The 21,809-nt window shown below is 38.3% G+C and carries 22 protein-coding genes and 1 pseudogene; 5 read left to right on the top strand and 18 right to left on the bottom strand.

The window, feature by feature from the left end:
- Positions 1-150 precede the first annotated feature (150 nt).
- The 3 genes from AC4E8D_RS07930 (at position 151) to AC4E8D_RS07920 (ending at position 5,657) form a co-directional block, all read left to right on the top strand.
- On the top strand, positions 151-1,962 hold the full coding sequence (locus AC4E8D_RS07930; protein WP_490206050.1) for a sensor histidine kinase: 1,812 nt from the start codon (positions 151-153) through the stop codon (positions 1,960-1,962).
- Positions 1,963-2,229: 267 nt separating this feature from the next.
- Positions 2,230-3,840, top strand: a complete 1,611-nt coding sequence (locus AC4E8D_RS07925) for a response regulator transcription factor (RefSeq protein WP_490206049.1) — start codon at positions 2,230-2,232, stop codon at positions 3,838-3,840.
- A gap of 134 nt (positions 3,841-3,974) precedes the next feature.
- Positions 3,975-5,657, top strand: coding sequence for a type 2 periplasmic-binding domain-containing protein (locus tag AC4E8D_RS07920; protein WP_490206048.1), 1,683 nt, complete (start codon positions 3,975-3,977; stop codon positions 5,655-5,657).
- A gap of 105 nt (positions 5,658-5,762) precedes the next feature.
- Here AC4E8D_RS07920 and AC4E8D_RS07915 read toward each other — a convergent pair whose 3' ends face one another.
- The 3 genes from AC4E8D_RS07915 to AC4E8D_RS07905 all read right to left on the bottom strand — a co-directional run bounded on the left by AC4E8D_RS07915 (position 5,763) and on the right by AC4E8D_RS07905 (position 7,168).
- Positions 5,763-6,362, bottom strand: a complete 600-nt coding sequence (locus tag AC4E8D_RS07915) for a hypothetical protein (RefSeq protein WP_490206047.1) — start codon at positions 6,360-6,362, stop codon at positions 5,763-5,765.
- Between the two features lie 286 nt (positions 6,363-6,648).
- Entirely contained in the window at positions 6,649-6,951 is a 303-nt protein-coding gene (locus AC4E8D_RS07910; protein WP_490206046.1) for a hypothetical protein, read from the bottom strand.
- Between the two features lie 31 nt (positions 6,952-6,982).
- Entirely contained in the window at positions 6,983-7,168 is a 186-nt protein-coding gene (locus AC4E8D_RS07905; protein WP_036610538.1) for a hypothetical protein, read from the bottom strand.
- A 166-nt stretch (positions 7,169-7,334) separates the two neighbouring features.
- Here AC4E8D_RS07905 and AC4E8D_RS07900 point away from each other — a divergent pair, with 166 nt between their 5' ends.
- Positions 7,335-7,586, top strand: coding sequence for a helix-turn-helix domain-containing protein (locus tag AC4E8D_RS07900; protein ID WP_490206045.1), 252 nt, complete (start codon positions 7,335-7,337; stop codon positions 7,584-7,586).
- Positions 7,587-7,802: 216 nt separating this feature from the next.
- Here AC4E8D_RS07900 and AC4E8D_RS07895 read toward each other — a convergent pair whose 3' ends face one another.
- From AC4E8D_RS07895 to AC4E8D_RS07860, 8 genes and pseudogenes are all read right to left on the bottom strand, one after another.
- Complete coding sequence (locus AC4E8D_RS07895) at positions 7,803-8,609, bottom strand: radical SAM protein (RefSeq protein WP_490206044.1); 807 nt, start codon at positions 8,607-8,609, stop codon at positions 7,803-7,805.
- Positions 8,572-9,363 (bottom strand): hypothetical protein, encoded by a 792-nt coding sequence (locus AC4E8D_RS07890; RefSeq protein ID WP_490206043.1) that lies wholly within the window; start codon positions 9,361-9,363, stop codon positions 8,572-8,574. Before AC4E8D_RS07890 ends, AC4E8D_RS07895 begins: the two co-directional genes overlap by 38 nt.
- 179 nt (positions 9,364-9,542) lie before the next feature.
- Positions 9,543-10,871 (bottom strand): hypothetical protein, encoded by a 1,329-nt coding sequence (locus tag AC4E8D_RS07885; RefSeq protein ID WP_490206042.1) that lies wholly within the window; start codon positions 10,869-10,871, stop codon positions 9,543-9,545.
- 140 nt (positions 10,872-11,011) lie between these two features.
- Entirely contained in the window at positions 11,012-11,830 is an 819-nt protein-coding gene (locus AC4E8D_RS07880) for a hypothetical protein (RefSeq protein WP_490206041.1), read from the bottom strand.
- Positions 11,831-12,054: 224 nt separating this feature from the next.
- Positions 12,055-12,552: a hypothetical protein gene (locus AC4E8D_RS07875; protein ID WP_100529651.1), complete on the bottom strand. Its 498-nt coding sequence runs from the start codon at positions 12,550-12,552 to the stop codon at positions 12,055-12,057.
- Positions 12,553-12,796: 244 nt separating this feature from the next.
- Positions 12,797-13,423, bottom strand: coding sequence for a hypothetical protein (locus AC4E8D_RS07870; RefSeq protein ID WP_490206040.1), 627 nt, complete (start codon positions 13,421-13,423; stop codon positions 12,797-12,799).
- A 349-nt stretch (positions 13,424-13,772) separates the two neighbouring features.
- The gene (locus AC4E8D_RS07865; RefSeq protein WP_490206039.1) at positions 13,773-14,624 is read right to left on the bottom strand and encodes a putative phage abortive infection protein; all 852 of its coding nucleotides are present in this window, start codon (positions 14,622-14,624) and stop codon (positions 13,773-13,775) included.
- 171 nt (positions 14,625-14,795) lie between these two features.
- A pseudogene (locus tag AC4E8D_RS07860) lies at positions 14,796-14,975 on the bottom strand (tyrosine-type recombinase/integrase); the annotation flags it as partial.
- Between the two features lie 183 nt (positions 14,976-15,158).
- Here AC4E8D_RS07860 and AC4E8D_RS07855 point away from each other — a divergent pair.
- On the top strand, positions 15,159-15,539 hold the full coding sequence (locus tag AC4E8D_RS07855) for a hypothetical protein (protein ID WP_490206038.1): 381 nt from the start codon (positions 15,159-15,161) through the stop codon (positions 15,537-15,539).
- A gap of 193 nt (positions 15,540-15,732) precedes the next feature.
- Here AC4E8D_RS07855 and AC4E8D_RS07850 read toward each other — a convergent pair whose 3' ends face one another.
- The 7 genes from AC4E8D_RS07850 to AC4E8D_RS07820 form a co-directional block, all read right to left on the bottom strand.
- Positions 15,733-17,466 carry a serine hydrolase domain-containing protein gene (locus tag AC4E8D_RS07850; protein WP_490206037.1) on the bottom strand — a complete coding sequence of 578 codons (1,734 nt, stop codon included), beginning with the start codon at positions 17,464-17,466 and terminating at the stop codon, positions 15,733-15,735.
- A 185-nt stretch (positions 17,467-17,651) separates the two neighbouring features.
- Positions 17,652-18,026, bottom strand: coding sequence for a hypothetical protein (locus AC4E8D_RS07845; RefSeq protein ID WP_490206036.1), 375 nt, complete (start codon positions 18,024-18,026; stop codon positions 17,652-17,654).
- A gap of 103 nt (positions 18,027-18,129) precedes the next feature.
- Positions 18,130-18,624 carry a hypothetical protein gene (locus AC4E8D_RS07840; protein ID WP_490206035.1) on the bottom strand — a complete coding sequence of 165 codons (495 nt, stop codon included), beginning with the start codon at positions 18,622-18,624 and terminating at the stop codon, positions 18,130-18,132.
- 224 nt (positions 18,625-18,848) lie between these two features.
- On the bottom strand, positions 18,849-19,079 hold the full coding sequence (locus AC4E8D_RS07835) for a hypothetical protein (RefSeq protein WP_310333564.1): 231 nt from the start codon (positions 19,077-19,079) through the stop codon (positions 18,849-18,851).
- A gap of 172 nt (positions 19,080-19,251) precedes the next feature.
- Positions 19,252-19,653: a DUF4279 domain-containing protein gene (locus tag AC4E8D_RS07830; protein ID WP_490206034.1), complete on the bottom strand. Its 402-nt coding sequence runs from the start codon at positions 19,651-19,653 to the stop codon at positions 19,252-19,254.
- A 548-nt stretch (positions 19,654-20,201) separates the two neighbouring features.
- The gene (locus AC4E8D_RS07825; protein WP_339307407.1) at positions 20,202-20,750 is read right to left on the bottom strand and encodes an SMI1/KNR4 family protein; all 549 of its coding nucleotides are present in this window, start codon (positions 20,748-20,750) and stop codon (positions 20,202-20,204) included.
- Positions 20,751-21,325: 575 nt separating this feature from the next.
- Complete coding sequence (locus AC4E8D_RS07820; protein WP_339307405.1) at positions 21,326-21,808, bottom strand: SRPBCC family protein; 483 nt, start codon at positions 21,806-21,808, stop codon at positions 21,326-21,328.
- Between the last annotated feature and the right edge of the window lies 1 nt (position 21,809).

Here is a 21,809-nt window from a genome sequence, read left to right as displayed (position 1 = left end):
AAAAAAGTTTTTGTGTGTGATCGGGTTCTCTGATATAAATAGTATCAAGCCATTCTGAGGTCTGCTATATAACATTGTTAGGCTTGATAGTGTTTTGTTAGGGTATCATCAGAAGAGGTTGTTTACACACGAATTAGAAGGAGACTTTTCATGTATATATGGAAGCGCTTAATGCCTTTTCAAGGTAATACCAGATCCCGATTCAGTCTTTTTGCCAAAATAAACTTATTAATTGTAGTCTTGTTCATCCCCATTCTGATCATGTACACCTACTCGAATAACGTCACCTATGATGTCGTCAGCAAAGAATTGCAGATCTCCAACACAAAACAGCTCACGTTTCTGTCCAGTCAGATCGACTCCCGTATCAATCAGATGATGGATTTCAGCCTGATTCTCTCCCGAGATCCGAATGTCAGAGCCTTCAACGGCCTGAACATGTGGGATGATCGATATGACCGGATGCAGACCCGTTATGTGATTCAGGAGAAAATGACGCTTCAGACGAGCGTTACCGATATATGGCCTACCCGATATGCGGTGTATTCACAGCAGAATGAGGATGTCATCGCCAACTACAATCGAACTACCGGATATGATGAGGCGTATTTGAAAAAAAATATGAGCGGACAATGGACCTATGGGGACCAAAGTGCCGAATCACAAGATGAGATGAAATCCTTCTACTGGTTCTTTACGGACTCCCTTGCCCAACCAGGAATGCTCACTGGAAGCAATCTGGTGATTGAAGCCAGCTTCAGCTATGAGAACATTCAGAATATGCTGGATACGTATAAAGCAGGCGGACAAGGTGATCCTTTCTTATATCACAAAGGAAATGCACCCATTCTGAATCGCAGCGCGGACAAACAGTTATCCGCAGCACTCACTCAGTATCTGGATACGCACTCGCCAGAGGATACCACACAGGACGTGGTCGAACTGAACGGAAAGAAATATCTGGTTAGCTCCGTGAAGTCCACCTATCTGGATTGGCATCTGGTTGACGTCATCCCGCTGTATCAGATTTTGAAACCCATCTCGCTCAGTCAGAATCTGTTCTACACCTGTATGATTTTGCTGCTGGTGGTGGGTATCTCTGCGTCAATCCTGCTGTACCGAAATGTTCAATATCCGATCAAAAAGCTGATCAAAGGTTTACGCCGTGTAGAACAAGGGGATTATTCTGTCCGACTGTATAGCAAAAACCAGAATGAGTTCTCATTCCTGTTCCGCCGATTCAACGATATGTCCCATCAGATTCAAGATCTGATCGAAAATGTATTCCATGAGAAAATTAGAGCCAGGGAAGCTACGCTGAAGCAATTACAGGCGCAGATCAATCCGCATTTCCTATATAATTGTCTTGGTTATATCATCAACATGGCCCAAATGAAGGACGAGCAAGCCGTGGTCTCCATGGCGCATAACCTAAGTGCGTATTATCGCTACACCACCCGTATGGAACGGGAGACGTCGTCGCTACAAGAAGAGATCAAGCTGCTGATCAACTATCTGGATATCCAGAAGCTGCGTAATGGTCGCATTGAGTATCACATCGATATCCCTGAAGATATGCTTGCCCAGTCGGTGCCACGATTAATGCTTCAACCGATGGTCGAGAATTCCGTGATTCACGGTGTGGCGAAGTCCTATTCATCCGGGGAAATCCGAATTACCGGGGAGCGCTTGAATGGTTTTGGCAGAATATACATCGACGACGACGGCCCAGGCTTAAGCCCGGAACAGTACGAAGCGCTGAACTTGAAGATGCAGGAACCTTTACAAGAAGAAATGGGCTGCGGCCTTTGGAATACGCACCAACGAATCACGCACCTGTTCGGCAGTCATTCCTACCTCCTATTCGGCCCATCCCCACTTGGCGGATTCCGAACCGAAATCATCTGGGAGATACCAAAAGAGGACACAGATTCCGATAAAGGTAATACCGATACGAATTGATACGATACAAACAATAAATTGACGATTTAATTTTGAACAAGATCACGTACACGATAACGCAGAGGACAGAAAAAACCTGAAGAAGCAAAGCGTTCGCCTGAAAGCTTTCTGAAAGAAAGCTACATTGGAAGCATAAGCTATCACCAGATTTACACATTATAAAATTCATTCAATAAATCTGGGGATAACAGCGATCGGAAGGTTATTCTGTCATCGGAGTGGCAAGTGTAAATATGCCTTAGTTCAACCACCAAGGGAGACATTATAATGCAAATGATGATCGTTGACGACGAAGCACACTGGGTCGATAACCTGTCCATGACCAAGCCATGGCACACGCTGGGGATCGAACATGTGCATAAAGCATACTCGGCACACGAAGCACTACAAATGATCGACACCCATCCCATCGATATCGTGATCTCGGACATTCAGATGCCTGAAATGACAGGTATTGAACTGATCGAGCGCATCCGCATCCGGGACAAAAAAATAAAATGCATTCTGTTATCCGGGTATTCCGAATTTGATTACGCCAAAAAAGCCATCCAATTCGAAGCCGTGGACTATCTGCTGAAGCCGCCCACAGACGAGGAAATAATGGGCGCTGTTCAGAAGGCCATCGATCAATTGAACAACGAATGGGAAATTGTCAGTTCACTGACACGAACGCAGTTTACGTTGCGAGAGAATCTCCCCCATTTGCAGGGACGACTGCTCCTCGGCGCTTTACAGGGACAACGAATCTCCGCTGCCGAATGGGAGCGTAAGCTAGCCAATTACAATCTCCCCTTTCACACCGGGGATGCCGCATTAATGCTGGTTCGTTTGGAAGAAGAATTCGGACACTATGACAGCAATGATCAGACCCTGATCGAATACGCAATCATCAACATGGCTGAAGAGATTATGGGTGAGTTTATGGAAGTGTGGGGCGTCAAGGAGGAGCACGGATATCTGGTGTTTTTGCTTCAGTTGAAAGATCGGAAAGGCGATATTGGCAAAGAAACCATTCTGGAGAAGCTATCGATTCAGCTTCAATCCAAAGTAAAACAATTTCTGAAAGGCTCCCTCTCCATCGTTATCACCGAGTGGTTCACCTTTCCGGATCAGCTTTACGATCGCTTCCGTCAGGCTTCCGCCTATTTCCGGCAGATCGTTGGCGATGAACGCGAATTTGTCATGCGTGTCAGCGATGTCGAGACACCTGCGGCACAAGGTCCCTTGGATGTACTGTATACCCCGCCCACCTTTATTAGTTTGCTAGAGAGCGGACAGTGGGATGCAGCGGAAGAGAAAATACGCGCGGTCTGCGCAGAGCTGGATGAGAAATGGTCGGAATCATGGGAGCATTGCATGGAGGCTGGTTTTCTCATTACGGCTTCATTCACCAATATTGCCCACCGGAACAAGCTGACTCTGACCACTTTAATGGGGAATGATGTCGAGGGTTTACAAAGTGGGGAAGTTTTCGCTACCATCAGCAAATTGCGGAAATGGTCGCTCAGTGTGCTGGGCAAACTCAAGGAAGGCACGTCCAACGAGATCAAGGACATCCGTTCCGAGTATGTGAAGAAGATTCAGGATTTTACAGATAAGAACCTGCATCTGGATGTGTCTTTGCGTGTGCTTGCTGACCATGTCAATCTGCACCCGACCCATTTGTCCAAAATCTATAAGATCGAAACGGGCGAAGGCATCAGTGATTATATCTCGCGCCTGCGCATGGATCGGGCCTGCCACAAGCTGGTCACGACCACCAAAAAAGTGTACGAAATCAGCATGGAGATTGGCTATATGGACCCAGCTTATTTTATCAAAGTGTTTAAGCGCCAGTTTGGCGTTACACCGCAAGAGTATCGCGACCAGCATAAATAACATGACTGAAAACCGATCTTTTGGAACATTCACTAATAGAGTCCTATCAAAACTAAAAAACTCATATAGATGCACTCCCGCACAAATTGGTACAGTTACACTGTAAAGATCATACACCGTAGGGGGATTGAACAATGATCAAATTCAAAAAAACATGGTGGTCACTGCTCATGGTTATCGCGCTCATTACGATCACTGCGTGCGGCAGTGGCGAGACAGCCAGTGACAATGGTACCAATAATACGCCGGGAACTGTCGGCTCAGCTGAAGCAGAAGCTGCTTTTGCTAAAGGAAAATATGATCCACCCATCGAGTTCAGTTCGGTATTAATGCCGAAGAAATACGTGCAAGGAGATACCAAAGAAAATAACGTGCACGATCGCTGGATGCTGGAAACGCTGGGTATGAAGCATAAAGATACCTGGTATCCGGCCAATGACGATCAATACAGACAAAAGCTGCAACTGGCTATCGCCTCTGGCGAAAAGCTGCCTGATTTTGTATCCGTACCCACCAATGCGGTACTGACCAATCAACTGATCGACTCCGGTCAATTCATCGCCATCGATGAGTTGTTTGACAAGTACGCGAGTCAGACCTTGAAAGATCACGCAGCAGCACATCCTGAACTGTGGTATCCGTTCACCAAGGACGGCAAGAAATACAACATGCCGATCATGGAGTACACCGATAACGACGATACACTGCTCTGGCTCCGCGAGGACTGGATGGAGAAGCTGAACCTGGAAGCTCCAAAAACCATTGCAGACCTTGAGAACATCATGGACAAATTCAAAAACGAGAATCCGGACGGTCTGTCTCCAGACAAAGTATTCCCGCTGGCGATCTCGCTGAAAAATAACACCAACACCTGGATGGGTCAGCTCGACTGGTTGTTCGGTGCATACGGCACAATCGAGGAGCAATGGAACAAAGACGCAAACGGCAACCTCGAGTACGGATCCGTTAACCCGGGTGCCAAACAAGCCCTTGCCAAGCTGGCTGAATGGATGGATAAAGGTTATATCCACGCTGACTCCGCTCTGTGGGACGAAGGCAAATCCGCTGAAAGCTGGACAGCTGGCAAAGCGGGCATTCTGCCTGGCGCCAACTGGGTACCGGACTGGCCTGCACCTGACCTGCTGAAGAACGTACCTGGCTCAAAGTATAAAGCTTACCCTGTTCCAGCTGGCCCAGACGGCAAGATCGGTACGAAGTGGCAGAACTCTGGTGTCAACGCAAGTATCATGATTAACAAGGATGCGAAGCATCCAGAAGCCATCTTCCTGTACTACAACTACTTGCTCGATAACCTGGCTAACCCGAAAGCGGGCAGTGAGTATGAATACGGCTTCGCCAAAGGTTACGACTGGGATATCATTGACGGACAACCGACCAGTGACAAAGAGAAGATTAAAGACTTCTCCAACGAATTCCCGTTCCTGACCGGCCCAGCACGTATCCCGGATCTGTACATGAAAACACTCGTGAAGCTGGCCAACGGCGAGAAGCCTGAAACACCTTACGAGAAACAAATGGCCGAATTCCGCAAACCGGAAAACTGGTATGCAGGTAAAGTCGTTATGTCCCAGATCGACGTCCGTAAACAAAACTATTTCACTGGTGCTGCAACACCAACCATGGTATCCAAATGGAACCTGCTCCGCCAGTCCGAGATGGAAACCTTCAACAAAATCATCTACGGCAATCTGCCAATTGATGCCTTTGACCAATTCGTCGCCAACTGGAAATCCAATGGCGGAGATCAGATCACGCAAGAAGTGAATGATTGGTTTAAATCGGTAAGTGCGAAGTAAGAATTAAAGAAGTAACAAGGGCCACAATAAAAGAATAAAAAACAAGCCGAAGCGTGCATTGCCATCGCTTCGGCTTGTTTTTCTATATCTAGTTAACCCAGCACTTTAAAATACAGGAACTTCAACAGAATCTGTACCCATAACTCTTTTCCCATTTTTTTCTTCTGATCCGACCTCAATACCAATTTTTAATGAATTAGAGGGGGACTCACCCTTTTGATCTGGACTTAATTCGATCACAATCGTTCCAGTACCCCCGCCATTCGCTATGTAATTTCGCTCTCTCCCAATTTCAATCATCGTGCACCATGAAGAGTCATCAGAAGAATTCATCCAGGTGGATACATACTCAGCAGGCTTTAACTTCGATTGATGTTCAGGATAACTGCTGGTGATGCTGGAGACACTCCATTGATCAGGGATATAAAATGCAACACCACCCCAGTCAGCAGGGTCAATCTCTACATGTGCTACTATCTTGATATGATCAATATGCTCCTTCTCACCCTCAACGAATATCGACCCTGCTGTCATAGTCTTTAAATTCGTTGATTTGGCATCCAGATCAAAGCTTTTGACGTGAATAATATTGCCGTTAACCACTGGCTCATTGGCTTCATTTTTATTGGTATTTAAAAAAAGCAGAATAAACACAATCAAAATAAACATAAAAAGCAGGATTAAGTATTTAGATTTTTTTTTCATATAACCATACCTCACTTCTGCCTTTGTTTGTTTAAGCTTAACACATCATTAACGCCCTCCTTTCCTTATCAGCTCCTCCCAAGCCTTCGCAGAATTAAATTCGTGGTGTACAGGTGCATACATGTTTAACGTCACAATCTGCATGAAAGTAATAATTTAAAATTTAGAATTTGGAAAAGTATAGCATTAAAAACTGGAGCGGAAGCGCTAGATTCACGCTTCCGCTCCAGTTTTTAAGTTAAGATCTAGGCAGCTTCCCCCTGACTTATGGGTTCGCCTTAGTGGATCAATCCTCTGTATCGGTCTCCTCTGGCATCGATTGACCTAACAAGGATACTGTGAGCTGAATGCCATCTCGTAGTCCCTGCATATACAACCGCTCATTTTCTATGCCCCTGCTGACAATATAACGATTCTCCCACTCGATATATTCAGGTGTCTGACTGACATCATTACCTGCAAACAAAACTTCAAATGCTTCGTCTGTTCCCCCACGTACTCGACTCAGTTCAGGATCATGTTCAATCCGGGCAGTCACCTCATCCAGCCTTGCTTGAATCGCTCGTTGCATCCACGGTGGAAAATCCATTGCTTCTCCTCCCCTATATGTACCGTACTCATCACCGTACCACTCGACTATGCTTCGCCCTCATTTCACTAACTCGTGCCACCAGTTCGTCCACCCTCCGGCTCTGTTCCTGAACCTCAGGGTTCTCCCACAACGGAATCGCTTGCTTCAAGGATGCCTCACCAAGCTGATTAAGCTTGCGCCGTTCCTCTTCCAATAAGTCAAGCAACCGGCTCATATATCCACCTCTCTGATGGGTCTAAACTGCGCCATGTCTTGTTAATGCTAGACGTGAGCAGTCAATTTTAATGCGAATATCGGTTTATTTTATTTTAATTCGATATCCGCATTAAAACAACCATTATTTCTCATACAATGTGGTTGAAATGAGGGGGGGAGACATAATGAAGCATAGACAAGAACCACCTGGCGACAAAAACATCATAGGCTCCAGAGTCGTAGCTATTCGTAAAAGTAAAGGTATTAAACAACGAGAATTCCTCGCCAGACTGCAAACATTGGGTTTGGATATCAGTCAAACGAGTCTCTCACGTCTGGAGGGTCAATATCGTCTTGTTCAAGACTATGAAGTGGTGATGATTGCGAACGCCTTGGAGATTTCAGTGGGTTATTTGCTCGGAGAAGAAACAAAGTAAGAAAGATTGTTATAAAACTTCATCATCTTTTACTATAACAATATATCATTCCCTTCATAATAATAGCCTTAGAAAGGGTAAGTCCGGCAAAGCTTCATACAGTTGGGATGGTGTTGAGGTGCCGAAACTCATATTTAAATCATCCATTTTGAGTTGTCATCCCAACAGATGGCTTTTCTTGCAGTAATCAGCACAAATTAACAAAGAATGGTCAATTTATACATAACGTTTTTTTGTTTTAGGATTAACGAAGTTTTCAAGCCTAGATAGTTTCTCTGCCACATCTATATCGAAAATTGAACAGATTGATCGGTAGTCTCCTTCTATACTATTCGTATATAGCTTTCCTTGTTCATCACAGAATATATATCCAGTAACTCTATCACTATATTTAAATTTTTCGATATTAAATTTGTTATTCTCCTTATCTAAAAAAGTCAATACACTGTCAAACTCATCTTTATTGATTTCAAACACATCTTTATTCTTTCTTGCAACGGATAAAGGAAAAAACTGATATATACTCCAACTGTCTATATTGTCATACTGCATTAAATATCTATATAAATCTTGAATAGCCCCTTTGTTTTGATTTGTGAGTATGGTATTTATTTTAATTCTAGTTTTTAATTCATTTAATGTTCCTAGAACCGTATCTATTTTAGTAAATAAATTCTTTGATTTCCTCATGGAATTATGAACTTCACCAATCCCGTCTAAGGAAATCCCAATTAAATCGACATACTTTTCAATAAATGCAAAATCACCTTTAGTTATTGAAATACCATTTGTATCCACTTGGGTAAATAACCCTCTTTCCTTTGCTAGTATACATGAATTTCTAAAACTTCTTTTACTAAAAGAATCACCACCACCGAAAGTGATGACGTTGAACTCCAATGATATTGCTCTTTTTACAACCTCATATGTTTTGTCTTCTATTTTTTGATGGTGGAAATTCACATAACAAAAATCACAAGTTAAATTACAACTTTGGTTGTAAGTGAGAATTATTCTTTTCATTTTTCACAACCTTCTCAAATGATTTGGAATTTTTCCAACAATTATCAAAGTGACTTTTTAATATATTGTAATTTCGGTTATTACGTTCGAATTCCAGAGCAATGAAATTATTTTCAATACGATCTGATGTTTTACCCAAATGGTAAGGATCATAGATCATATACTTATCCGTAAAAAATATTGAACAATAGACTTCGTCAGTAAACTTAATTTCCACATTTTCATATTTATCATTCAGTGTTATAAGACTCTCAATATCTAACTTTCGATCAACTCCATCAGCATTATTCAAATTATTTCTAACTTGTTTATTTTTACTATGAGGATCAAACAGCAAAACCTTAAAAAATACTCCTTTATTTAAACTTTCCTTTATATTCTTCCAATGTCTATCTGTAGAAATATCCAAATATGATTTCCCTGTTTCAGCAAGTAAAAACAATTCATTCGCCTCATCAATTGCTTTAGCTATTTCAGAATTCCTCTTATTTTTAGATTCATAATTGTCCATAAAGTAATGATTTGTAATACCATATCTCTCAATTTCTTTATTTTTTTCATCTCTAGCATTTGCTGACTTAATTATCGGATTGTACTCTTTGTTTTTTACAAAAATCTCAAGTAAAATGATTACAATTGATGTTATTAATACTCCCCAATAATAATTTTTGCTTAATAGATAGTTAATAATGACTACGGATAGTCCAAATAGAATTATTTCCAAAGCCTTGTTATATTTATAGAGTTTGCTCATAATTAAACCTCACTTTTTTTGTTTAACAAATTGTGGGACCAGTGTATTCTGCGTGATCGGCTGCTATAAATTCCCCAAACCTCCTTCAATGTTGGCCCCAGGGCGAATGCTTAATCCATCAGTTTGTTATTAAGCGGAGTATATTTACTCTATATCATTCTTTCTTTTATTTTGTCGCTTTAATTAATCTTGATGATCTCTTTCCAATTGTATTTATCATAGATTCCATTAGTGTTTAATAACTCATTTAGACATTCTTCTTTTTTTTCTGGGTTTTTCAAGCAATCAATATACAAACACAGCAATTGCAGACCTGAAATTAAACAATGATCCCGCTTCTCAGAGTAAGTGATCATTTGACTTGGAAAATCATCTTCTACTCGTTTATCCAATACTACATCTTTAAATGCATTAACTACTAATATTCCTTTGGGCATTAGATCATGGGATTCGAAGTATGTACTTACCCATTTTTCCAATTGTGCAGCATGTTTTTCAGCGGCGCTTTTAGAAACGCCTTTTACCTCTACTACTGAAACTTTATCTTTCCATGAAATAATTAAATCATCTCTGCCTGGTAAGCCTTCTTCCACATTAAATCCCAATTCTTCAAATACTTTAGCAACCTGAATTTCAAGAGCTTTGCCTGAACCTGTAAATAAAATTTTATAGCCTTCAATCATGTATATTTCTTCTTTTTGCTGATTTATCTTCTCAAGAATTGAAGCTAGTTCTTTCTCTAATACATCAAGTTTTTTGTTTTTCTCTGTTTCATCAGGTAATATAAATTCTTTGCTCCATGAAGGCTGCACGAAGTCTCCTGTGCTTCGCTTCAACTCATCTACAAGGACAATAACAGAATCAATAAACCCCTTTTGTAAGTCTTCATCATCGTCATTAGCAAACGTTGGTATAAATAATAGATTCCCATTTTCAATCTTTAAGTAAGATCCTACTGCTCTATCAGTACCTTTAACAAAATACAAGGGAGAACCTGTAGTTTGATTAAAATATGCTTCATATTGAAAATGCTTTTTATTTGTTGTGAAAAAGGATTTAAATGGCTCAGAAGCTCTACAATCTATATTTGAACCTTTAGCCTCTGTAACGTTTAACTTTTGAGGTAGAATAGATAAAAGATCTATTTGATTAACTATATTAGTTGTAACTCTATTCTTTCCAGTACCAGAAAACTGTTTCTCACCTGTATGATAATAACTAATTTGATTCGGCGCCATAAACACTATGACAGTTCGACCTAATTTAAAAAGTTCTTTTATTTCGTTTTTTCTTCTCTTAATATCGTATTGAATAGTAGTTGAATCTTTTTCGGAAAGATTTTTAATTCCCCTGTATGTACTGCTTGTTCTATCGGCTTCGTAACTTGACAAGGTAAAATTCGGATCCCATATTATTACATCATAATCTAAAAAAGTAATTGAAGAGCCAAACTCATCTGTAGAAACGTTTCCATGCTCAAAATAACAATCAACTGCTAATATATTCATTCAAATCCTCCTTGGATAATATTTTGCCTAACGTTCCTGAATTCACGGACCCCAAAGGTTTTTTTGCTGAAATGTCTCCTCGGAATCCAAGGTTACGAAGGAGTCACTACTTATATATTATGTTAAGCGATGTTTATTCCTCATGATTCAAACTTCAGAAAATCTCTTAATTCATTGATAGTATTAATATTCCATAGTTTATAATTCTTTGAACACTCTAATAATTTCTCTGTTTTAAATCTATAATTAAAGAAAACAATAACCATTGCATATATTTTTTTCGATTTACCAATTCTAGTCCTAATAATAATTTGTTCATAAAAACCTGCATATTTAAGAAAGTACAAAAGAGGAATATGCAAAACTATACCTATAATGTCGATAAACATCTTTATCCAAAAGTCTACTTCCAATGCATCATTTAGATGCAATATCAAGCCTATCAATGCAGTACATATAAATATAAATCCGAAAATCATTAATATGTTATTTAATAACTTTCTAGTTTGTACATATTGTTCTTCTCTTTCAGTTACAGCTAAAATCCCAGCAATTAACGCTAAAATAGGTACTACTACTAGTTCTGAAACGAGTGATAGAGTATATTCATTAATAACAAATAGGGGAACTATACTTAACTTAAAAGTATCTTTAAATATCTTATTTATATTTATTTCTTTATACTTTGAAGAAACACGAAAAACCAAAGGATATAATGCAGTGAAAATCCAAACTACATAGTCTTTAACCACTCCTACTTCAAGTATTCTAAAGAAGAACATTATGCAAAAAATAAATAGTATATATATATTTGTGAGAATAAAAATAGGGTGCCTAAACAAGCCAAAAAAAGATTTAAAAATTTGAGGTATTGATGCCCTAACACCCTTCATAGACAAAACATAAATTACGAATATTCCAATCCAAATTAATATTGCTTGTTCTCTAGGATTCAACAAATTTTACTTACCTCATACTTAGTTAGATTTTATGTTTCGCTTAACGTTTCTGTATCTACGAACCCAAAAGGCTTAAAGGAGCGTACTGACTGGGTGACTCCGCAACTTAGCCCTGTAGGACTCTCTGCCTGAATCCGCTTCTCTGAAAATCTTCGGGTAGACCAAGGAGCGAAAGTGACGCAGCGTAGATACAATGTTATACGAAGGACTTTTCATCATTGAATTCACTTGAAATAAATGTCTTTTATATATCCTCCAATAAATCCAGCAACAATAGCTGTAAATGCAATCTTCGAAAGATCCCACCAAAAACTAATAGTTTTTTGCTTCTTTTCTCTTAGTAAACGTTCAATTTGGATATTCATAATCCTCTTTGATTCTTTTTTTAAATGTTCTTGTTTCAAGTAAGTTGGTTCATAACTTGTACTTTTGGTCGCTTCATCTATTAACAATATACTTTGATTTTCTATTATTATATTTATTTGCTTTTTTAGCACTATGATTTCTGCCTTTTTAAGTAGTTTTAACTTACTGAATTCCTCAATATTATTAATAATCTGATTGTTTAGTTCCATGAATCCAGAAGTAATGATATTATCACTTGCAAATGATGCTGTAAGCATATTCCTTTTATTCAATTCACTAATTGTTTCCCCTATTGCATCTCTGATTTTATATTCAATAATCATTTCTAAATCTTCTACTAATTTAGTAAACTTCATCGACTTCTCCCATACTTATATTTATTCAAAAGTCTTTGTCTAACGTTTGGCATTCCTGACGTTCAAGCAGCTTAAGTGGCCGAAGGGAACTGGTCGTCATACTTAGCTGCTTGAATGTATCGCCTGAATAATCTTTCCTTGGAAATCCTTCTTAGCGATTAAGGGCGAATGCCCGCAGTAGGAATGCTTTCTTATATGATGTCATGACTCTTCCCCGAAATACATTCATTCTTGAGCTAGAGACTCATCTCCTTAGTTTTTGATTCTTTAGATAGTAATCGTAATCATCAATCAAGTCTTGTATCCGTTCAGGTATTGGTGTACCAATAAATAAATTCTTTATTTCATTCACCGAAGGAAAATGACTTGAAGAATAATCTCTTAGTTCAGATAGCTTTCTTCTATGCTCATCGGACAAAAGTTGTTCTTTATGTACTTCATCAGCAATACGTGAGATATGATCCCATGTATGATATCTATGAAAGTTACTCATAGCGTCCTCAAGTTCTGAATCAGTAATTAATAACTTATCAGAAATGATTTTTAGTTCATCTTTAAATCTGTGTTTTCTATGAGGATCCATGCCACCAAGACGTCCGGAATAAGTTAGATTGGTGACTACTGTAATAATTAATGGTGTGGCCAATTCTTTTAAATTCTCTATCGTAGCATATGCGTCTTCCACTGCTTTTTTCATTTCAGCTTCAAATCCAGCTCCTTTAAATCGCTGGATCTTATCAATATTCATAAAAGCTACAGCTACAGCACCGGATAAAATTGCAAGTCCCATTTCTGTTGATTTTCCAACATAACCAAAATATAGTCCTGGCCCAATAATAATTAGAATTGAAATTATGTTTTTAATATTCAAACTTCAAAGCACCTACCCTCTTAATTTAATGTCATGATTTTATATAGAACGGGTCGACAGACTTAGCCGATTGAATGTGTCGCCTGATTTACCATTCTATGTTTTGAAATGATCTTAAAATCAAATAATGAATCCATTGTTCCTTCATCACCCCTGTTTCAACAATTTTGTGATTGAGGCAATTTCTTATAACGTTCCTGTATTCACGACCTCGGCGAATGCCGAGGTGTCTAGCTGCCTTTACTCCCTCGAAATCCTTCATGTCAAACCAAGAGCGAATGCTCACAGCGTGAATATTATGTTAGGTGATTTCTGGCTCTTCAGTGGTACACCTAATGGTTTCTTAATGTTATTCTTGTTTCATACTTACAAATAGATCTCTAAGTGCTTTTGGCACTAATTTCACACTTAAATTGTTTAGTAATTTATATTTGATAATTAAAGTATGAAATTTTGAACCTTCATCTGTAAGTGAGTTATAAAACAACAAAAGTAATTCATCAGTTGAAAGTTGTGCTCGGATGATTCTTATATATTTTTTTCTTTCCTCAAATTCACTGTTATTGTCGTTTTCAAGTTCAGCACTTTCATCTATCAACTTAATAATGTGATATAGATTTCTGAAATAATGACCTAACTCACTTTGATTCTCTTGATAAATATTATTATATTTTTGTTTCAACGACCTCAGATCCAACGTATCTGACCATTCATATGAAACTAACGGCCGTGCAATATTAGATATGTATGCTCTACCCCGTATTATTTTGGATGTATACTGAGTTTCTGTATAGCTTTTACTATTTGATTCTATCTCAGTATGTTCAATACTATTAACAATACTGTGATGTAATGAGACCATATGAAAGAAAGTATTTTCAAACCGCTGTCTCGCTAACGTTTTGTTTTGTTCTTTAAACTCTTTCCTTGTTAAATTCATTTCCTCACGTGTTGCTTGAAGTTCTTCCTTTTGAGCAAGAAAGGCTGCTAATAAAATGATAAAACTAGCAAGAGTAATAATTGGCGTCGATGTTCCACCAATCCAATCACCAACAGGACCAAATTCCTTATATGTTTCATATCCATCTTTGTCTTTAAAGACCCAGCCAATGAAAATAGGATTAATGAATCCCCACACACCAATAATAGAAGCTACGATTATGAGAAGCTGATAAAGTTTATATTTTCTCTTTTCTTCCATGCTTAATTCTCCTTAATTTTTTTATTTTTTGTCAGATTTCACCTAACATCTAATCTATGTACTTCGTAAATACAACACATTCTGCCCGATATCTGAACTACGTATATGATAACCTATGCGGTGATATTTGCGAAGAAAAATTTGGTGAAAAAAGGAGATATATTAGGATACTCAATCTCCCATGTCCATACGATCCAGTGGGCTTTGAATACGTTGAATATTTTTTGTACTAACATGTGTATATCGCTGAGTTGTTCGTGCACTCGTATGACCGAATAATAGCTCCTGAAAGTATCGTAGATCTATCCCGTTTTCCAGCAACTGAGTGGCGAAGGAGTGTCTCAACGCATGGCCCGGAAAAATAGGTCAGAAACAATACGGTCTTATGTTTAGGGTTGGTTACCTTACTAGCATTTCATTCGGAATGAAACAATCCACTTAAAGATAACGGAAAATGCTGATAGAATATAACGGATGATAAGGTTGTTCAATGCAACGATACTGTTAGTAGTACAACATAAGGATGGGGTTTATTTGAATAACAAGAAGTTAATACTTAGCGTCGTCACACTTTGTATTCTACTCATATTGGGTTTTCTCAGGTGGGACAATCTTGAATCCAGCGCAGACCTTCAATATAAGTATGATAGATGGGCAGGTCAGAAATGGGTAGAATTCTATCCGCCGCTAGCTGCTTCTTCCAACAGCATGGAGTTTCCACTTATATATATGGATGAGATACATCCGAGTGATATAAATAAATATTTAGGAAAACAAGCTCTCTCTGGAGAGTTAGTGAATAAGTGGATTGAAAGAACAAAATTAACGGATGGATATATAGGTCTATTATTATTGAATATTCTAGTGGTCATTTACAGTTACATTAAATTATTTATTTTGAGAGACAAAAAATAGGATGATCTTGATCCCCTTCAATATGCCGAGGCACAAGTTGCCAAAGGGCGTATAAAACAAAGGCAGCAGTCCCACATAAGGAATTGCTGCCTTTACTCTTTATAATTTTCCCCACTTATAATTTCACTTATATATAGGAGTCATCCACGAGCCTGTGTAATACATGGAATATCTATATTCAGCGTTTAATCTTCTAAACATACAAATTCCATCCCACAATAAAAGCAGCCAAGATGAACGCCGAGATGCCAGACATGATGTACATCACCTTTTGCTTTTTACTGTAACTACTCTTTCGCAGTTTGTAAATAAGCAAGCCCAGATACGCCACTGCTAGAACCACATAAAGAAGGTTAAACATTAGATTCATGCGTAACGACGAATAAGCGGGATAATTCGGAAACCTCAACTTCGTTTGTATGATGAAAAGATTAAGAAGGAGTGCCACACCTGCAAAGTTAATTGCAAGATGGTATTTATTAAAATTGGTAGTAGGATTTCCTCGTTTATGTAGTTTGTTAAGAAGCCTCCGGATCACATAGCCGATCAAAGCACATAAACTGAAAATGGCGGCAAGCACAGCAGGAATAAAAGATATCTTAATCAAGTTTACCTTTACATTCGATATTGGCAAGTAATCAATGTAAGGAGTAAAGGAAATTTTATCAACAACCCCATTATGCTCGACAACATGATAAGAACTACTTAATTCAGCTTTGGTGAATTTCCTTATATCAAGAGCTGTAAATAAATTAGTAAATCTAGATGTTGCCCGTCGTGCGGATTGAAAATATCCTACCCCCTCCGAAGTAACTATATTAGAATTGGCGTTATCACCGAAAATCTCTTTAATAAGCCCATAACCATAAATTTCTTCAAAAGACTGGTTTGTCATGACCACCACCCCAAATTTAGATTCGGGATCAAAGACAACTTTGCTGGAGAATGCTTTCAAATTCCCCTCGTGCAGCAATGTAGGCACCCAGTATTCCATCTCAATGAACCCATGCGCAAATCGCGGAGTAGAAGTCCCGTCATAATATAGACTTGTTGACAACATTTCGTTCAACGTATCCCTGTTCTTAAATAATACATTGCTATCATCTACAGGCATCAACGCTGCAAGGAATTTGCCTAAATCTTCTGCTGTCCCAATCGCTGCCCCGGCAGGATAAAAGGTGACGTATCCTCTGTTCTGAGGGATCAGTTTCAAATCTTTTGTATACCCTTCAATCTCATTTCTTCTTTGTACTAGGTCTGGATGATCTTGCCCCGTTGGATGAATCGAGGTGTCGTTCATATAAAGTGGTTCGAAAATATGTTGATTGACATACTCATAAAAAGGTTGGCCACTTATCTCTTCTACGATGTAACCGGCTAGACCAACGCCGTAGTTGGAATAACCGACGACGCTATTCGGTTTATAGATCTGTTTCGGCTCATTTCTACGCAGCGTTTCTCCTAATTCTAACGTTTCATCCTCGGAGTAATAAAACACCTCGGCCGCTGTTTGATCTTCCCAACCCACATTGTGATGCATCAGGTTCATTAGGGTAATTGGATCATCATATTTCAGCTTTTTGAAAAATCCATCGGGCAGATATTCTTGGATATCCGTATCCAAATCAAGCTTTCCTTGTTCGACAAGCTGCATCACACTCGTATAGACCAACAGTTTCGAGATTGAAGCCCATTCAAAAACAGTAGAGGTATCCGCCTTCCGCTGATTCTCAATATCTGCGTAACCATATGCCTTATTCACAATGGTTTCACCATCTTTGATAGCCACAACCGAAACGGCAGCGGTATACTTCTCATACGAGGCTACATAAGCATCAATCGTTTCCTCTAACTTGGATAAAGGAATCCTGGATGGTGTAGTCTCAACCTGTTCCTCTTCAGCATGGGCAGGTACCGCTATTGCCATAATGATAAATATGAATGACAGAACACAAGCAATTACTTTGTTTACCGTGTGATGTCTACAATTCATCTGCATTTCTTCTCTCCTTTTATTTTAAATGTTAATTACATTCTCTTGTTTTCACGTATGCGCTCTCAAAAAGAGTCCACACGAATCTAAATTATTTCTCCAATGCAATTACACTCCATTCAGGAGAGAGGCCAAAGTATTTCACCTTTCCAATTAACGATGTTTATTTCTTTATCTTTTAAGAGGCACCAATCAATGATTTCACCTATCAACTTTGGCGTGATGATCTCATCGCTCCATTTCGGTGTGAGTACTCTTCTGTATCCTATATATTCTGTTGTCCAGCCTTCGAATTCTTCTCCGGTGATGACTATAAATGGGGTCTTGTTCTTAATACTGTGTTGTCCCACTTCATAAGTGACGATTAACTTTTTATCCTCAGAAACGATATGTAATTTGATTATCCCTTCATCGTCTATATCCGGTTCAACATACCAATAAAATAATCTATTGGAGCGAACGATTTTACGTTTATATTTTTTTCTTACGCCCATAACTCACCTCGCATATTTCTTTTTCCTTGGTTCGCAGTATTTGTTCAGTTCCAAGACACAGCTAGAGTAGCTTTGAGATCTGATATCAAAAGCCACACTAAGATTAAGGAGTAGTACTCTTGTAAAAATCAATTACTCTATCAAAGATCTCGCTCTCGCGTTTTTTTATGTCCGGTAATGTCTCGCTATGCTTTACAATATGATGTATATTATCTGCTACAGTCTCTGCTTTATGAATCCCTACATATCCTGGTACCAGTTCTTTAAGGTAATGGAAGTATCTCATTTGAGGTTCAATCATGCGTAGATGTTTATCAAAATTTCTTCTGGATCTTGTCTGATCCATCTCCTTTCGCTTGCGCAATCCATCTTCTTCTGCCCAGAATAGTACATAAGCATCCGGTAATGATATTTCATTCTCCAATAACTTCTCTCTAAAAAAGTTCGCTGTCTCATCTAAAGATAGGTGCTCAGAACCATATATCCAGCTGTACCAAATCTTAAATACATCGCCATCCAAAATCACATACTCATGTTGTTGATTCTTCTCATATGCTATATGCCATCTATCGATTTGTCTCTCCAGTAACCACATCATAAGTTCCTTACCTTCAAGTTGAGGAGATTCAAAAAGGAACCCTGTTTCTGGAACAATAAATGCATCTTATTGTGTAGCGAACTGCTGACAAGTAGTACTTTTACCTACAGAACTGGCACCTTCGAGACAAATTATCGTCATTCAATTACCTCCAGATATTACTCACAAAATGATTAATCAACCTTCACTGGCTCTTAAGCGATCATGTTGAATTACATATTAGACTATGCATTGTAGATTTCTTTGATCTTCAGCCATGTTTCATACCAAAATGTTTTTCGTTTAAGAGGTTTAATCACCTTAATCTCGACTTCTTTTCGTTTCAAATAAACCGTGCCATCCACTTCGATGAGTCTATCGCCAAATGCAAATGCCATATCCTTGCAGTCTTTGTGATAGTGGTTCTCTCTAGTTTCTGACCACTCCGCTTTTTCAATAGAATGTCGTTTTCTCAATTATTTAAGATCCTCCTTTAAGGGAAACACCACTATTTACAGCAAAAAGGAAGCCTATCCCTCATCATTAACACTTTGTTATCAGATATTGATGAGCCTTAAGGTTCGTTTATTCCTACATAATGTTATCTGATGTCCATTCCTTGGAAGCGTGTCTTACAAACTTTATTTCTTATTCTAATTCTTCATTATATGGATTTGCATACAAATCAACATCAATTTCAGCATGAATCATATTAACAAATTCAATAAAATCAGAATCGAAATAAAGAGCAGGCGTTTTCCCCTCTTCTATTCTTATTACAATGAAAAATTTTATTTTTAATTGATGTTCAATCCGAATCGAATTGATCTCTTTTACTTTGTTTCTCAACATATCGACTACTTTTATTAATTGGCGATTCACATCTAATGATTCTTCATAATCCGTACCTAATGTCCATGATGTTTCTTTGATTCGATGCTTTTTGTTAATTATATCGCCTTTATAAGCCGTATTCGTAGGTTCAATTTTAAGTATTGAACTTACATAATTCGGATCGAATTCATCTCCAAACAAGCTAAAATAAGCCATTACTTCAGTTTTGTCTTTCAGGAGTTCACCTCTTTAAGAATTGATGTATGGATCCTTTAGAAATAATAATTAATCAGAAAATATATACCAAGCGAATTCCTCATTTAATCCATAAATTCTTAATATCTTCTACTATGGTTTTTGAAATATGTTTGGATGAATCCTGTGGATACAACCACACTGTTACGATAAGTGTTAAACATATCGTTAATCCTAGAATAACTCGCCCAACAACTCGAAGTCTGGTGTATTTAAGCAAATAATAAACTAAACTAGATGAGATCAGAATAATCACACCATTCATCATAAAGGTCATGGGCAAGCTTATAATCCTGCCTAATCCGGTGTTAGGATATTTTAATAAAAGTAAAATCTCTCCTTCTACAAATGGAACTGACAGTAGAACAATATAAAAAAAATGACTTTTAAATTTCCTCTCCACCACTGAACTCACCTACTCCAACTCTTTCAATACAATTCCACATAACATTCCTGTATTCACGAATCCTCTAGTTTGAAAGTACTCCTCAGAAATTTCCTTCAATATTTTATCCTCTTAATCTATAATAATTTTCTGCCGTATATATTGACCATTCCCAAAACTTATCTCCTTGACTGATAATAAATCGTTCGAACCACAACTCGAAGTTCATATTCAAGGGTCTCGACTCATGAAAATGATCTATGTGCCCCTTAACCTTTAAGTAATTATTTGAGCCTTGGTTATATGCTTTCAGATCAATTATTATATTATCTTGATATATATAGGCTATCTTTAAGTACCCATCAGTTGGTTCCTCGTACGTTGATTCTTCAATACCCTGCCACTTATATAAATATGATTCTCCACTGTATTGCGGATGGTCACATAATGAACAACCATTGGTTATCTTCAAAAAGTTAAGATAATCATTGGGAAGTTTATACCCTAACTTCCTTTGGAATTCCAATAAATCACTTTCATCTGCTGCTTCATTAAACTGACAGGTAGCTTGAGTTAAATAACCTTCATGAAGTTGTAGTTCTAGTAATTTATTATTTTCTAATCTTTTCTTTAAAGAGTCTATTGTTTTATAAATTAATTCTCCTTGAATCAACGTCCATCAATCCTTTCGGCAATTTTGTATAACGTTTGGCATTTCTGACGTTCAAGCAGCTTAAGTGACCGTAGGGAACGGGTCGTTAGACTTAGCTGTTTGAATGTATCGCTTAATAACGCGCTTGAAAATCCTTTTTAGCGATCAAGGGCGTATGCCCACAGTAGGAATGCTGTGTTATCGGATGTCATCGTATTCTTTGTATACCCTCACCTGTAGTTATCGTTAATTATCGTATCACGGTAGCTGAATACTGGTTTTTGCGATGCTTCGTTCGTTGTTGGAAAGAATAGCTATACGAATTAAACACTGGAATGGCAATAGAGGTATAATCTGCTTTCACGCATATTTCCCCCAAATATAAGCAGGAAATATTATCACATCTAATCGATTACAGTCTATAGCGAATCAATCCCTTGATTCTGTATAGTCCTAGTATCATCTTTATTTCATCCCCATCATGTCGGTCTCAGATAACTAATCTGTATACACGAATCCTTAGTCACGATAACCCCCCAATATGGTGATCAACGTTGAGGTAGGATGTTATATTGAAATAACTTTTTTTAATTCTGTTAATCTTTTATCTTGAATGCTTCACTATAGATTTTACGCAACTCAATTGAGTTATCGTGCCACTGAATGGGCTTACCATTGATAATTTGAACCAATACATCCAGACACCTATGCCATCCCGCAGCGGTATTCACTGCCCATGAATCATCGTTAAACGTATGGGTAAAGATCATTCGACATCCTTTATCTTCTTTCTGCAATGAAATGTTAATCAGATCATCAACTTCACGGAAACCAAATACATATGGCTTTTCTAACTCTGTAATGGTCCCCTCATATGTCGTTCCTTCACCATCATCGAAGGCAATCCTGCCACCAATTCTCAGATCCATCTCTCCTGTTGCGAAAGGGTACCATTGGGCGAAGGAATTAGGCTTCGTGATCACAAGGAAAACATCTTCTGGATTATGATGAAGAAATCGTTCAAACCTCAAAGCATAACGACCGTTTGACTCATGTAATGTACCATATCCATTCATCATT

The sequence above is a fragment of the Paenibacillus sp. SRL342 genome (genome assembly GCF_984798905.1).
This window is presented reverse-complemented; position numbering and strand designations above follow the sequence as displayed.